12 protein-coding genes are annotated in these 14,798 nt (G+C 70.4%); 1 reads left to right on the plus strand and 11 read right to left on the minus strand.

The window, feature by feature from the left end:
- Positions 1-169: 169 nt before the first annotated feature.
- The 11 genes from DTL70_RS06515 to DTL70_RS06565 all read right to left on the minus strand — a co-directional run bounded on the left by DTL70_RS06515 (position 170) and on the right by DTL70_RS06565 (position 11,323).
- Positions 170-457, minus strand: a complete 288-nt coding sequence (locus tag DTL70_RS06515; RefSeq protein ID WP_245979068.1) for an RNA polymerase-binding protein RbpA — start codon at positions 455-457, stop codon at positions 170-172.
- 258 nt (positions 458-715) lie between these two features.
- The gene (gene secG, locus DTL70_RS06520) at positions 716-949 is read right to left on the minus strand and encodes a preprotein translocase subunit SecG (RefSeq protein ID WP_181856498.1); all 234 of its coding nucleotides are present in this window, start codon (positions 947-949) and stop codon (positions 716-718) included.
- A 211-nt stretch (positions 950-1,160) separates the two neighbouring features.
- Positions 1,161-1,937, minus strand: a complete 777-nt coding sequence (gene tpiA, locus DTL70_RS06525; RefSeq protein WP_114020886.1) for a triose-phosphate isomerase — start codon at positions 1,935-1,937, stop codon at positions 1,161-1,163.
- 96 nt (positions 1,938-2,033) lie between these two features.
- Positions 2,034-3,266 (minus strand): phosphoglycerate kinase, encoded by a 1,233-nt coding sequence (locus tag DTL70_RS06530; RefSeq protein ID WP_114020887.1) that lies wholly within the window; start codon positions 3,264-3,266, stop codon positions 2,034-2,036.
- Between the two features lie 117 nt (positions 3,267-3,383).
- Positions 3,384-4,388 carry a type I glyceraldehyde-3-phosphate dehydrogenase gene (gene gap, locus DTL70_RS06535; RefSeq protein ID WP_114020888.1) on the minus strand — a complete coding sequence of 335 codons (1,005 nt, stop codon included), beginning with the start codon at positions 4,386-4,388 and terminating at the stop codon, positions 3,384-3,386.
- A 259-nt stretch (positions 4,389-4,647) separates the two neighbouring features.
- Positions 4,648-5,625, minus strand: a complete 978-nt coding sequence (whiA, locus tag DTL70_RS06540) for a DNA-binding protein WhiA (RefSeq protein WP_114020889.1) — start codon at positions 5,623-5,625, stop codon at positions 4,648-4,650.
- Positions 5,616-6,641, minus strand: coding sequence for a gluconeogenesis factor YvcK family protein (locus DTL70_RS06545; RefSeq protein WP_114020936.1), 1,026 nt, complete (start codon positions 6,639-6,641; stop codon positions 5,616-5,618). The genes whiA and DTL70_RS06545 overlap by 10 nt, the downstream gene beginning before the upstream one ends.
- A gap of 5 nt (positions 6,642-6,646) precedes the next feature.
- A complete protein-coding gene (rapZ, locus tag DTL70_RS06550; RefSeq protein WP_114020890.1) occupies positions 6,647-7,591 on the minus strand; it encodes an RNase adapter RapZ in 945 nt (314 codons plus the stop codon).
- 128 nt (positions 7,592-7,719) lie between these two features.
- Positions 7,720-9,828 carry an excinuclease ABC subunit UvrC gene (gene uvrC / locus DTL70_RS06555; RefSeq protein ID WP_114020891.1) on the minus strand — a complete coding sequence of 703 codons (2,109 nt, stop codon included), beginning with the start codon at positions 9,826-9,828 and terminating at the stop codon, positions 7,720-7,722.
- A gap of 126 nt (positions 9,829-9,954) precedes the next feature.
- Positions 9,955-10,611, minus strand: a complete 657-nt coding sequence (locus tag DTL70_RS06560; protein ID WP_114020892.1) for an MBL fold metallo-hydrolase — start codon at positions 10,609-10,611, stop codon at positions 9,955-9,957.
- 10 nt (positions 10,612-10,621) lie between these two features.
- Positions 10,622-11,323, minus strand: coding sequence for a maleylpyruvate isomerase family mycothiol-dependent enzyme (locus DTL70_RS06565; protein ID WP_114020893.1), 702 nt, complete (start codon positions 11,321-11,323; stop codon positions 10,622-10,624).
- Positions 11,324-11,530: 207 nt separating this feature from the next.
- Between DTL70_RS06565 and uvrA the strand changes: the two genes are divergently transcribed.
- A complete protein-coding gene (uvrA, locus tag DTL70_RS06570; RefSeq protein ID WP_114020894.1) occupies positions 11,531-14,575 on the plus strand; it encodes an excinuclease ABC subunit UvrA in 3,045 nt (1,014 codons plus the stop codon).
- Positions 14,576-14,798 lie beyond the last annotated feature (223 nt).

A 14,798-nucleotide genomic window follows, 5' to 3' on the forward strand; every position in this document is an offset into this window, starting at 1 on the left:
TCTCGTAATGATCCCCGCCGCTCTCCAACCTAGACGATGGACGGCTCGACCGCGGACCGCAGGGGCGGTGTGCGGCCGAGCCGTCCATCGTTCGGTGCTGTGCGGGTGTGCTGCGGAGGCTGTGGGCTACGGGGTGGCGCGCTGCGGCCCGGAGAGGCGGGCCGCGCGCTCAGATCTCTCCGCGGAGCCTGGCGAGCGCCTCGGCGAGAATGGCCTCGCCGTCCGCGTCGCTGCGCCGCTCCCGCACGTAGGCGAGGTGGGTCTTGTACGGCTCCGTACGCGGCGGGTCCGGAGGGTTGTCCTGGTCCTTGCCTGCGGGGAAACCGCAGCGCGGGCAGTCCCAGGTCTCCGGGATGTCCGCGCCGCCGGCGAAGCTCGGCTGGGTCTCGTGCCCGTTGGAGCACCAGAAGGAGATGCGGAGGCGGGGCGCGGACTCGCCTCGCTCGGCCTCGCCCATCGGCCCCGCTCCGACCCGGCTGCCCCGAATCGCGTTGCCACTTGCCACGGTCGTAACTCCTGCCTCACGGTGCTACGGAGCAGCGGCCATGCGCGCGCTCCGCTGCGGGCGGCCCTAGTGTACGTAGGGCCCAACGCGCGCCCGGTGACCGGAGTTACTGCGTCGGTACCGGACGCGAGCCCTCATGATAGGCAGGGGGTGCGACGCCCTGTCAGCCGTTGTGCAGGCGTCAACTGGCGAACAGCCGGCCGGGAGACCTCACTTGAACTTCATCAGCAGGCCGAGCACGACGATGACGGCGAACCACAGCAGGCCGACGACGACCGTGATCCGGTCGAGGTTGCGCTCGGCGACCGACGAACCGCCGACGGAGGACTGCATGCCGCCGCCGAACATGTCGGAGAGGCCGCCGCCCTTGCCCTTGTGCATCAGCACCAGCAGCAGCAGCAGCGCGCTGAAGACGATGAGGGCGATAGAGAACCCCATGACCACGGCTGGACCAACTCTCTCGGATCGTCGCTGAACACTTTCGGTTACAAAGTGCTTACGGGGCCGGCGCGTGTGCCCCGGCCCCGTAAGCCTACGACGGGCGAGCGCCCCTCGTCACACGCTGCACAGGAGCGCGCCCCGGTACGGGGGCTCGCACCCGCCGCGAAGAGACCTCACCGGTCCCGGTGGGACTTCACCCGGTCCCGGTAGGGCCTCACTGGTCGCGGAAGCGGATGATCTTGACGAACTCCTCCGCGTCCAGGGAGGCACCGCCGACCAGGGCGCCGTCGATGTCGGGCTGCGCCATGATCTTGGCGACGTTGCCGGACTTGACCGAGCCGCCGTACTGGATGCGGACCTGCTGCGCCGTCTCGTCGTCGTACAGCTCGCCGATCCGCTGCCGGATCGCGCCGCAGACCTCTTGGGCGTCCTCCTCACCGCAGACCTTGCCCGTACCGATGGCCCAGACGGGCTCGTAGGCGATGACCAGCCCGGCCACGGACTCCGCGGCCACGCCCTCGAGGCCGCCGTCGACCTGGGCGAGGGTGTGGGGGACGTGGTTGCCCGCCTCGCGGACGGACAGCTCCTCGCCGACGCACATGATCGGGGTCAGCCCGTGCTTGAGGGCGGCCTTGACCTTGGCGTTGACGACCGGCTCGTCCTCGCCGTGGTACTGGCGGCGCTCGGAGTGGCCGATGGTGACGAAGGTGCAGTTGAGCTTCGCCAGCAGCGGCCCCGAGACCTCACCGGTGTAGGCGCCGGAGTCGTGCGCGGAGACGTCCTGGGCGCCGTACTTGATCCGCAGCTTGTCGCCGTCGACCAGCGTCTGCACGGAGCGCAGGTCGGTGAAGGGCGGCAGCACCGCGACCTCCACGGCCTCGTAGTCCTTGTCCGTGAGCGCGAAGGCGAGCTTCTGGACGTGGGCGATGGCCTCGAGGTGGTTGAGGTTCATCTTCCAGTTGCCCGCCATCAGCGGGGTACGGGTAGCCATGCCTCTCCTGTCTTGTTCGCTTCTGTGCCCACGCGGCGCAGTGCGAGTCTCGTGGTTGTCCGCGGCCCGGCGGCCGCGTGCGCGACGCTCACGGCGTCAGTCCTCCAGTGCGGCCAGGCCAGGGAGCGTCTTGCCCTCGAGGTATTCGAGGCTGGCGCCGCCGCCGGTCGAGATGTGTCCGAACGCGTTCTCGTCGAAGCCCAGCTGACGGACCGCGGCGGCACTGTCGCCGCCGCCGACGACCGTGAGGGCCCCGTTCCCCTCCGCAGAGGACGCGGCGTCGAGCAGGCCCTGGGCGACGGCCTTGGTGCCGTCGGCGAAGTCAGGGTGCTCGAAGACGCCCATCGGACCGTTCCAGAAGACCGTGGCCGCGTCGGCGAGCTTCGCGGCGTAGAGCTTACGGCTCTCGGGGCCGATGTCCAGGCCCTCCAGGTCGGCGGGGATCGCGTCCGCGGCGACCACCGTCGGATCGGCCGGCGCCTTGGTCTTCAGGTCGGGGAACTCGGCCGCGGCCACCACGTCGACGGGCAGCACGAACTCCACGCCCAGCTGCTCGGCGCGCTCCAGGTAGCCCTTGACCGCGGGGATCTGGTCCTTCTGCAGCAGCGACTTGCCGACCTCGTAGCCCTGGGCCGCGAGGAAGGTGTACGCCATGCCGCCGCCGATGACCAGCCGGTCCGCCTTGCCCAGCAGGTGGTCGATGACGCCGAGCTTGTCGGAGACCTTGGCGCCCCCGAGGACGACGGCGTAGGGCCGCTCGACGTCCTCGGTGAGCTTCCTCAGGACACCGACCTCGGTGGCGATCAGGTAGCCGGCCGCGTGCGGCAGGCGGGCCGGCAGGTCGTAGACCGAGGCGTGCTTGCGGTGCACGGCGCCGAAGCCGTCGCCCACGTAGGCGTCGGCCAGCGCGGCCAGCTCGTCGGCGAAGGCGCCGCGTTCGGCGTCGTCCTTGCTCGTCTCGCCGGCGTTGAAGCGGAGGTTCTCCAGCAGCGTGACCCCGCCGTCGGCGCTCTCGCCGACGGTGGCCTTCGCGCTGTCGCCCACCGTGTCGGTCGCGAACGCGACCTGCTTGCCGAGGAGTTCGCCGAGCCGTCGCGCGACGGGCGCCAGCGAGAACTGCGGGTCAGGGGCGCCCTTGGGGCGGCCCAGGTGCGAGGCCACGACCACCCGCGCGCCGTTTTCGGCGAGCTTTTCGATCGTGGGCACGGCCGCGCGGATGCGGCCGTCGTCGGTGATGGTGTCGCCGTCGAGCGGGACGTTGAGGTCGGCGCGGACGAAGACCCGCTTGCCGCGCACGCCGTCGGCGACGAGTTCGTCGATCGTCTTCATGGCTGGCTCCTGAGGCTCCAGTCGAGGGTGCAGGGGGTGTGCACCGGCCGGACGCGGCATGGGACAGGGCTCGTGCGCGGGGCACGAGCCCTGTCGTTCATCCGCGGCCGCCCGGACTCAGAGCTGGGAGCCGACGTAGCTGGTGAGGTCGACCAGACGGTTGGAGTAGCCCCACTCGTTGTCGTACCAACCGATGATCTTGGCCTGGTTGCCGTCGACCATCGTGAGGGAGGCGTCGAAGGTGCAGGACGGGGGCTGGTTGACGATGTCCGAGGAGACGATCGCGTCCTCGGTGTACTCGACGATGCCCTGCAGCTGGCCCTCGGCGGCCTTCTTGAAGGCGGCGTTGACCTCGTCCTTGGTGGTCTCGCGCTTGAGGTCGAGCACCAGGTCGGTGACGGATCCCGTGGGGACGGGGACGCGCATGGCGATGCCGTCCAGGCGGCCCTTGAGCTGCGGGAGGACCAGCGCGGTGGCCTTGGCGGCACCGGTCGTGGTCGGAATGATGTTCTCGGCGGCGGCCCGGGCGCGGCGCAGGTCCTTGTGCGGGAAGTCCAGGATGCGCTGGTCGTTGGTGTAGGCGTGCACCGTGGTCATCAGACCGCGCTCGATGCCGAAGTTCTCGTCCATGACCTTCGCCATCGGGGCCACACAGTTGGTGGTGCAGGAGGCGTTGGAGATCACGTTGTGCTCGGCGGCGTCGTACTTGTCCTGGTTGACGCCCATCACCACGGTGATGTCCTCCTGCTTGGCAGGGGCCGAGATGAGGACCTTCTTGGCGCCCGCCTCCAGGTGCTTGGCGGCGTCGTCGCGCTTGGTGAAGATGCCGGTGGACTCGACGACGATGTCGGCGCCCAGCTCGCTCCAGGGGAGCTTGGCCGGGTCCTTCTCCGCCATCGTCTTGAAGGTCTGCTTGCCGACCGTGATCGTGTCCTCGGTGTGGCCGACCTCGTAAGGGAGGCGGCCGAGAACGCTGTCGTACTTGAGCAGGTGGACCAGGGTGGCATTGTCGGTCAGGTCGTTGACACCGACGATCTCGATGTCCGCACCCTGGTTCAGCAGCGCGCGGAAGTAGTTACGACCGATACGGCCAAAGCCGTTGATGCCTACGCGGATCGTCACGAACCGATCTCCTCGCTAGGTACGCCGGTACGAGACACCGGCGAGTGCTGTTTGGATGTCCCCGACCGAGTCCGACCCTACCTCTCCATCGGGGTGGGTCCCACATCGGCCGGGCGGGCCGGGCAGCCGCTCGAACTCGCCGCTCAGGCGAGCGTTTTCCCGCTCGTCGGACAAGTAATTCCACGCTCGCGGGAGCGGCATTCCTCCGCTCATCAGAAGAGCGTTCCACTGCTCTCCTGAGAAGCGTTTATCCGGCCTTTCAGCCGACCATTTCCTCGGTCAGATTGGACTCGGTACCCGAAATTCCGAGGTCCTGCGCACGCTTGTCCGCCATGGCGAGCAACCGGCGGATGCGGCCCGCCACGGCGTCCTTGGTCAGCGGCGGGTCGGCCAGCGCGCCCAGCTCCTCCAGCGAGGCCTGCTTGTGCTCCATCCGCAGCCGTCCGGCGGCGGCCAGGTGCTCGGGCACCTCGTCACCCAGGATCTCCAGCGCGCGCTGCACCCTGGCGCCCGCGGCGACGGCGGCGCGGGCCGAGCGGCGCAGGTTGGCGTCGTCGAAGTTGGCCAGCCGGTTGGCGGTGGCGCGCACCTCGCGGCGCATCCGCCGCTCCTCCCACGCCAGCACCGACTCGTGCGCGCCCAGCCGCGTCAACAGCGCGCCGATGGCGTCACCGTCACGGACGACGACGCGGTCCACACCGCGCACCTCGCGGGCCTTGGCGGCGATCTGCAGCCTGCGGGCCGCGCCGACCAGCGCCAGCGCCGCCTCGGGCCCCGGGCAGGTGACCTCCAGGGACGAGCTGCGCCCCGGCTCGGTGAGCGAGCCGTGGGCGAGGAACGCGCCCCGCCAGGCGGCCTCCGCGTCGCAGGTGGCCCCCGAGACCACCTGCGGGGGCAGGCCGCGGATCGGGCGCCCGCGGCCGTCGACGAGGCCCGTCTGGCGGGCGAGCTGGTCGCCGCCGGCCACCACCCTCACGACGTACCGGCTGTTGCGCCGCAGGCCGCTGGGCGCCATCACCACCAGGTCGGAGGAGTGCCCGAAGATCTCCAGGATGTCCTTGCGCAGCCGACGGGCGGCGATGCCCGTGTCCAGCTCCGCCTCGATCACGATCCGCCCGCTCACCAGGTGCAGCCCACCCGCAAAGCGCAGGATCGACGAGACCTCTGACTTCCGGCAGCAGGTGCGGGTGACGGGGAGCCGGGAGATCTCGTCCTTCACCGCAGGCGTCATCGCCATGGGCCGATCCTTCCATGCATCCGAAAAATACGGTCGTACGCGGCGGCCAGCAGCTCCGGGTCGTGCCGGGGAGCTCCCCCAGCTGCCGCCACGGGTGCCAGCTCGACCTTCCCGCCGAGCTGATCGGCGGCCTCACTGAGGGAGTCCTGGTCGGGCACGGCATCCTGGTCGGCCAGCACCACGTCGAAGGTGAGTTTAGGGGCGTGTCGCCCCAAAACCTCCAAATGACGCTGCGGGGAAAAACCGTCCGTTTCTCCCGGTTGCGGAGCGAGGTTGAGTGAGAGGACCTTGCGGGCCTTCGTCTCGGTCAGCGCCTCCAGCAGCTCGGGCACCAGCAGATGCGGGATGACGGAGGAGAACCAGGAGCCGGGGCCGAGAACCACCCAGTCGGCGTCCAGCACCGCCTGCACGGCCTCCGGCACGGCGGGCGGGTCGGCGGGGACCAGGTGCACCTCCTGGACCTCCCCGCGGGTGAGCGCCACGGTGGCCTGGCCGCGGACGGTGGACAGCTCCTCGGGGCGCGCGGGATCGTGCCCGCGCACGCTGGCGCGCAGTTCCAGCGGCACCGCCGACATGGGCAGCACCCGGCCGTGCGCGCCCAGCAGCTTGCCGACCAGATCCAGCGCCTGCACGTGATCGCCCAACTGTTCCCACAGTGCGACGATCAGCAGATTGCCGACCGCGTGTTCGTGCAGCTCGCCCCTGCTCTCGAAGCGGTGCTGGATCACCTGCGCCCAGGTGCGGCCCCACTCGTCGTCTCCGCACAGCGCGGCCAGCGCCTTGCGCAGGTCACCGGGCGGCAGCACCCCCAGCTCGTCGCGGAGCCGGCCGCTGGAGCCGCCGTCGTCGGCGACGGTGACCACGGCGGTCAGGTCCCCGGTGATGCGGCGCAGCGCCGTCAGCGACGCCGACAGGCCCATACCGCCGCCGAGCGCCACCACCTTGGGCTGTTTGGAAGGGAAGCCGCGCAGTGCGCCGCGCGGCCCGGCCAGATGCCTCAGGCTCCTACGGGCCATGGGCGTCACTCACGCCCCATGTCACGGTGGACGACCACCGTCTCCACGCCGCCGTCGGAGAGCCTGCGTGCCAGCTTCTCGGACATGGCGACGCTGCGGTGCTTGCCGCCGGTGCACCCGACGGCGACGGTCACATACCGCTTGCCCTCCCTGCGGTAGCCGGCGGCGATCAGTTGCAGCAGCTCCGTGTAGCGGTCCAGGAACTCCTTGGCGCCCGGCTGGTTGAAGACGTAGCTGGAGACCTCCTCGCTGGTGCCCGTGTAAGGGCGCAGCTCGGGGACCCAGTGCGGGTTGGGCAGGAAGCGGCAGTCGACGACGAGGTCGGCGTCCACGGGCAGGCCGTACTTGTAGCCGAACGACATGACGGTGGCCCGCAGCTCGGGCTCCTCCTCACCCGCGAACTGGGCGTCCAGCTTGGCGCGCAGCTCGTGCACGTTCAGGCTGGAGGTGTCGATCACCAGATCGGCGTCCCCGCGCAGCTCGCGCAGCAGATCGCGCTCGGCCGCGATGCCGTCCACGATGCGCCCGTCGCCCTGCAGCGGGTGCGGGCGGCGCACGGACTCGAAGCGGCGGACCAGGGCCTCGTCCGAGGCCTCCAGGTAGACGATGCGGCGGGCGACGTTGTACGTCGCCAGGTCGGCGAGCGAGCCCTTGAGGTTGTCGAAGAAGTTACGGCCGCGCACATCCACGACGACGGCGATCCTGGCCACGTTCCCCTGCGACCTGGCGCCCAGCTCGACCATCGTCGGAATCAGCTCGGGCGGCAGGTTGTCGACGACGAACCAGCCCAGGTCCTCCAGACACTTGGCCGCGGTGCTGCGGCCCGCGCCCGACATCCCCGAGATGATCACCAACTCCGGGATCGTCGCACCCGCCGCCTCCTCCGGCTGCGCCGGCTTGAGCGTACTCACCACTGCTCCGTCTCCGCGCTGCTCACGCTCCGCGCTCATGCTGTCATCCCCCGAAATGTCGATCTTCGTACGGTGCGGCGTCGCCGGTGCCGCCGATCCCACGGGAGCCACCGTTCCACCGACCGTCCGGCCCCGTCCGCCCGCACGTCGATCCCGGCGCCGGTCACTCACTCCTCTTCAACGATCTCACCGGTCGCGGTATTCACCACCGGGCCCGCGGGCGCGCCCTCGGCGAGCGCCGCGGCCACCGTCTCGGCCGTCTTACGGCCGATGCCCGGCACCTGGGAGATCTCCTCCACACGGGCAGCCCGCAACTTCTTGACCGAGCCGAAGTGCTTGAGCAGCGCCTTCTTCCGGGTCTCCCCCAGCCCCTGGACGGCGTCCAGCGGGCTGCTGCGGAGCCGCTTGCCGCGCTTGCCCCGCTGATAGCGGATCGCGAAGCGGTGGGCCTCGTCCCGCACCCGCTGGAGCAGGTAGAGCCCCTCGCTGGAGCGGGGCAGCACCACCGGGTCGCTGTCGCCGGGGAGCCACACCTCCTCCAGCCGCTTGGCCAGCCCGCAGACCGCCACGTCGTCGATCCCCAGCTCCTCCAGCGCCGCCTTCGCCGCCGCGACCTGCGGCTGACCGCCGTCGACGACCACGAGCTGCGGCGGGTAGGCGAACCTCTTGGGGCGGCCCTCCTCGTCCCTGACGGCTCCCTGGGCGGGCACGGGCTCTGGCGACGGCTCCCCGCAGAGCCCGGGCACGGACTCGTGCACGGGCGCGGCTTCGGGCCGCGGGAGCGGGGAGCCGCCCTCGGGGCCCGCCTCCAGCTCGCCGCCCAGCTCCTCCTCCGGCCACTCCCCGGTCTTCTGCTTCTCGACCAGGTAGCGGCGGAACCGGCGGCTGATCACCTCGTGCATGGCCCGCACGTCGTCCTGGCCCGCGAAGGACTTGATCTGGAAGCGGCGGTACTCGCTCTTGCGGGCGAGGCCGTCCTCGAAGACGACCATGGAGGCCACCACGTCGTCACCCTGGAGGTGCGAGATGTCGAAGCACTCGATGCGCAGCGGCGCCGAGTCCAGCTCCAGCGCGTCGGCGATCTCCTCCAGGGCGCGCGAGCGGGTGGTCAGGTCGGAGGCCCGCTTGGTCTTGTGCAGCACGAGAGCGTGCTCGGCGTTGCGCTTGACCGTCTCCATCAGGGCCCGCTTGTCGCCGCGCTGCGGGATGCGCAGGCTCACCTGGGCGCCCCTGCGTTCTGTCAGCCACTGCGCTATCGGCTCCACGGGCTCAGGCAACGCCGGGACCAGCACCTCCTTGGGGACGCCTCCGCTGCCGCCGCCCTCGGACGCGTCGCCCTGCTCCGCGCCGTACAGCTGCTGGAGCGCGTGTTCGACCAGCTCGGGGGTGCCGACCGCCTCCACCTTGTCGGTGACCCAGCCGCGCTGGCCGCGCACCCGGCCGCCGCGCACGTGGAAGATCTGGAGGGCGGCCTCGAGCTCGTCCTCCGCCACGGCGATCAGATCGGCGTCGGTGGCGTCGGTGAGCACCACCGCGTTCTTCTCCATGGCGCGCTTGAGCGCGTCGATGTCATCGCGCAGCCGAGCGGCCCGCTCGTACTCCATCTCCTCGGCCGCGTCCTGCATCTCGCGCTCCAGGCGGCGCAGGTAGGAGCCGGTGTGGCCCGCCATGAAGTCACAGAACTCCTCGGCGAGTTCGCGGTGCTCCTGGGGTGAGACGCGGCCGACGCAGGGGGCCGAGCACTTGCCGATGTAGCCCAGCAGACACGGCCGGCCGATCTGCGCGGAGCGCTTGAAGACCCCGGCCGAGCAGGTGCGCACGGGGAAGACGCGCAGCATCAGATCGACCGTCTCGCGGATCGCCCAGGCCTGGCCGTAGGGGCCGAAGTAGCGCACGCCCTTCTTCTTGGGGCCGCGCATCACCTGGACGCGGGGGAACTGCTCGTTCATCGTCACCGCGAGGGACGGGTAGCTCTTGTCGTCGCGGTACTTGACGTTGAAGCGGGGTGCGAACTCCTGGATCCAGGTGTACTCGAGCTGGAGCGCCTCCACCTCGGTGCCCACCACCGTCCACTCCACGGAGGCGGCCGTCGTCACCATCGTGCGGGTGCGCGGATGGAGGCCCGCGAGGTCCTGGAAGTAGTTGTTCAGCCGCTGGCGGAGGCTCTTGGCCTTGCCGACGTAGATCACCCTGCGGTGTTCGTCACGGAAGCGGTAGACCCCGGGCGAGTCGGGGATCTCTCCCGGTTTCGGACGGTAGGTGGAGGGGTCTGCCATACGTCACACCCTACTGGGGAGGGGTGACAGCGATCATCGGGCGCACGACCCGCGGCCGCACGCCCGACGGACCTCTCGCGCGGCGGCCGCGGGACGCGTGAGCGCGCCGTCCGCCAGTCGCTCGTCCTACCAGCCCCGCTCGCGCCACTCCCCCAGCCGCGGGCGCTCGGCGCCGAGAGTGGTGTCGCTGCCGTGGCCCGGGTAGACCCAGGTCTCGTCGGGGAGTTGGCCGAAGAGCTTGTGCTCGACGTCGTCGAGGAGGCGGACGAAGTTCGCGGCGTCCCCGAAGGTGTTGCCCACCCCGCCGGGGAAGAGGCAGTCGCCGGTGAACAGGTGGGGATGGCCGTGCGGGTCGTCGTAGACCAGCGCGATCGAGCCGGGGGTGTGCCCGACCAGGTGCCGCGCCGTCAGCTCCACCTCGCCGACCCGCAGGGTCTCCCCGTCCTCGACGGGCACGTCGGTGGGCACGGGGATGCCCTCGGCGTCGTACCGTCCCGCGTACGTGCGCGCACCGGTGGCGTCCACCACCTCGGCGAGCGCCTGCCAGTGGTCGCCGTGCCGGTGGGTGGTCACGACGGAGGCGATGCCGTCGCCGCCGATGAGCTCCATGAGGGTGCCCGCGTCGTTGGCGGCGTCGATCAGCAGCTGCTGTCCTGTGGCCCGGCAGCGCAGCAGGTAGGCGTTGTTGTCCATGGGGCCGACGGCGACCTTGGAGATCATCAGGTCCCGCAGCTCGTGCACGTCCGCGGGTCCGCCGACCTGGACCGTTCCGGTGTATGGCATGGCTCTCACCCTAAAGGGACGGCAGTTCCGGCAAAGGGCCCCTCGCCGAGAGGCCGCTGCCGGTCGTCCGGCCCGTGAGCCAGCCCACCAGCGCCACGGAGCTGCCCACCACCACCAGGGGCCCCTCGGGGCCCTCCGTCTTCGCGCCGGTGCGCCAGGTCCTGCCGTCCTCCGCGCGCAGTTCCAGGGCGACGGGGATGTCGGGGTGCTCGAGGAAGCGGCGCGCCATGGTGGTCAGCTCCCGGTCCACGAAGGTGCCGGGGAGGTCCTCGAGCGTGTAGCCGATGCCGAGGTCGACATGGTGCAGCTCGACCTCGATCCAGCGGCGGAACGGGAGGGAGGAGGCGAGATCGGTCACACCGTTGCGGAGGGTGACGGTGCGGTTCCAGTCGTCGTCGCCGAGCGCGGCGAAGGCGCTCTCCAGACGGGAGGAGCCGGCGCGCACGTCGTCGACGAGCTCGTCGAGGGAGCGGCGCGCGCCCTCCTCGATGTCGGCGTCGCGGGCTTCGGCGCTGGCGTACATCGGCTCACCCGCGAGCACGTTGACGAGGGCGTCGGCGTTGCGGGCGAGGTGGGCGAGCACGTGGGCGCGGGTCCAGCCCGGAAGCTGGGAGGGCTCGGTGACCTCCGGGGGATCCAGCTTGACGGTGGCGCTCAGCAGCTGCCCGGTCGCGGTCCGTACGAGTTCGGCGTCGTGCGCAGGCGTGGTCATGATCCAAAGCTAGTGCGACCACTCGTTCGTGTGGAAGACGGCACGGAGGTGGCGAGGCCGCCCGCAATTCGAATGAACGTGCTATATGGTCGAGCGAGGCTCCCACACCCGAAGCGCACGACACTCCGGGCGGCGCCGTCCTACTCTTGGTCGGGGACCCCCGCTCCGCTGCGGGCCCCCCTTCCCACATGAAAGGTGCCAACAGGCGTGGCCGACCGTCTTCTCGTCCGTGGCGCTCGCGAGCACAACCTGCAGAACGTCTCGATAGACCTCCCCCGTGACTCGCTCATCGTCTTCACGGGACTGTCGGGCTCGGGGAAGTCCTCGCTCGCCTTCGACACTATCTTCGCCGAGGGCCAGCGGCGCTACGTGGAGTCGCTGTCCGCCTACGCCCGGCAGTTCCTCGGGCAGATGGACAAACCCGACGTCGACTTCATCGAGGGCCTGTCCCCCGCGGTCTCCATCGACCAGAAGTCGACCTCGCGCAACCCGCGCTCGACCGTGGGCACCATCACGGAGGTCTACGACTACCTCCGCCTGCTCTACGCCCGCATCGGCAAGCCCCACTGCCCCGTCTGCGGCCGCCCCATCGCCCGCCAGTCGCCGCAGGCCATCGTCGACAAGGTGCTCGGCCTGGAGGAGGGCAGCCGCTTCCAGGTGCTCTCACCGCTGGTGCGCGAGCGCAAGGGCGAGTTCGTGGACCTCTTCAACGAGCTCCAGACCAAGGGGTACAGCCGCGCCCGCGTCGACGGCGAGACGATCCAGCTCTCCGAGCCGCCCAAGCTCAAGAAGCAGGAGAAGCACACGATCGAGGTGGTCGTGGACCGCCTCACCGTCAAGGCCACCGCAAAGCGCAGGCTGACCGACTCGGTCGAGACCGCGCTCGGACTCTCCGGCGGCATGGTCATCCTCGACTTCGTCGACCTGGAGCCGGACGACCCGCAGCGTGAGCGGATGTACTCCGAGCACCTGTACTGCCCCTACGACGACCTGTCGTTCGAGGAACTGGAGCCGCGCTCCTTCTCCTTCAACTCCCCCTTCGGCGCCTGCCAGGAGTGCACCGGCATCGGCACCCGGATGGAGGTCGACCCCGAGCTGATCGTCCCCGACGAGGACAAGTCGCTGGACGAAGGCGCGCTGCACCCCTGGTCGCACGGGCACACCCGGGAGTACTTCGGGCGGCTGATCGGCGCACTGGCCGACGCACTCGGCTTCCGTACGGACATCTCCTGGGCGGGCCTGCCCGCGCGCGCCAAGAAGGCGCTGCTGTACGGCCACAAAACACAGGTCGAGGTCCGCTACCGCAACAGGTACGGACGCGAACGCGCCTACACCACCGCCTTCGAGGGCGTCGTCCCCTTCGTCAAGCGGCGGCACTCCGAGGCCGAGACAGACAGCAGCAGGGAACGCTTCGAGGGCTACATGCGCGAAGTGAACTGCCCCGCCTGCGAGGGCACCCGGCTCAAGCCGCTGATCCTGGCCGTCACCCTGCAGGGCAAGTCCATCGCGGAGGTCTCCGCGATGTCGATCACCGAGTGCGCCGACTTCCTGCGCGAGATGACGCTCTCGGGCCGCGACAAGAAGATCGCCGAACGAGTGCTCAAGGAGGTCAACGAGCGGCTGCGCTTCCTCGTCGACGTCGGCCTCGACTACCTCACCCTCAACCGCGCCGCCGGCACGCTGTCCGGCGGCGAGGCCCAGCGCATCCGGCTGGCCACCCAGATCGGCTCGGGACTCGTCGGCGTGCTCTACGTGCTGGACGAGCCGTCCATCGGCCTCCACCAGCGCGACAACCACCGCCTGATCGAGACCCTGGTACGCCTGCGCGACCTGGGCAACACGCTGATCGTCGTCGAGCACGACGAGGACACCATCAAGGCCTCCGACTGGGTCGTGGACATCGGCCCCGGCGCGGGCGAACACGGCGGCAAGGTCGTCCACAGCGGCCCGCTGAAGGAACTGCTGGACAACGAGGAGTCCCTCACCGGCGAGTACCTCTCCGGCCGCCGGGAGATCCCCACCCCGCAGGTACGCCGCCCCATCGACCCGGCACGGCAGCTGACGGTGCGCGGCGCGCGGGAGAACAACCTGCGCGACGTCGACGTCTCCTTCCCGCTGGGCGTCTTCACCGCCGTCACCGGCGTGTCCGGCTCCGGAAAGTCGACACTGGTCAACGACATCCTCTACACCCACCTCGCCCGTGAACTGCACGGCGCCCGCACGGTGCCGGGCCGCCACACGCGCGTCGAGGGCGACGACCTGGTCGACAAGGTCGTCCACGTCGACCAGTCCCCCATCGGCCGCACCCCGCGCTCCAACCCGGCCACCTACACCGGGGTGTTCGACCACGTACGCAAGCTGTTCGCCGAGACGACGGAGGCGAAGGTCCGCGGCTACCAGCAGGGCCGCTTCTCCTTCAACGTCAAGGGCGGCCGCTGCGAGAACTGCGCGGGCGACGGCACCATCAAGATCGAGATGAACTTCCTGCCCGACGTGTATGTGCCCTGCGAGGTCTGCCACGGCGCGCGCTACAACAGGGAGACCCTGGAGGTCCACTACAAGGGCAAGAACATCGCCGAGGTCCTGGACATGCCGATCGAGCAGGCCCTGGACTTCTTCGAGGCGGTCCCCGGCATCGCGCGGCACCTGAGGACACTCAACGACGTCGGACTCGGATACGTCAGGCTCGGACAGTCCGCGCCCACTCTTTCGGGTGGTGAGGCACAACGGGTGAAGCTCGCGAGCGAGCTCCAGCGGCGCTCCACCGGCCGGACCGTCTACGTCCTGGACGAGCCGACGACCGGTCTCCACTTCGAGGACATCAGGAAACTGATCAGCGTGCTGGAAGGCCTGGTCGACAAGGGCAACTCCGTCATGGTCATCGAGCACAACCTCGACGTGATCAAGACGGCCGACTGGGTCGTGGACCTGGGCCCCGAGGGCGGCAACGGCGGCGGCATGGTCGTCGCGGAAGGAACACCCGAACAGGTCGCGGCCGAGACCGCCAGCCACACCGGCAAGTTCCTGCGGGACATGCTCGGAGAGCGCGTCAGCGACGCGTCGTCGGCCCTGCCGGCGACGCGGAAGAAGAGGGCCGCGGCTTCCGGCGGGAAGGCTCCCGCCAGGAAGGCTTCTGCTGGGAAGGCTTCCGCTGGGACGAAGACGGCAGCGGCGAAGGGGACCGCCAAGAAGACGGACGCGGCCGCCAAGAAGACGGCGGGCACGAAGGCGGCGGCGGCGCGCAAGCGCTGACGGGGCCGGGCGCGGCCCGGCCCCCGAAGGGCGGGGGCGCCCGCCGCCTGGGGCGCCGCCCGACCCGGTCGGCGCCCGCCCCGGGGCCAGTACGGCACCCGGGACCAGTACGGCATCCGGGTTCAGCGGTCCCGTGGCCGACGTCCGGTCGGGATACGGCGGGCCCCGGGCCGACGTTCGAGAGCACGCTGACTTCCCCGCGTGTCACCCCTCACAGGGCGCC

It is taken from the genome of Streptomyces diacarni, assembly GCF_003323715.1.
Classification (GTDB): domain Bacteria; phylum Actinomycetota; class Actinomycetes; order Streptomycetales; family Streptomycetaceae; genus Streptomyces; species Streptomyces diacarni.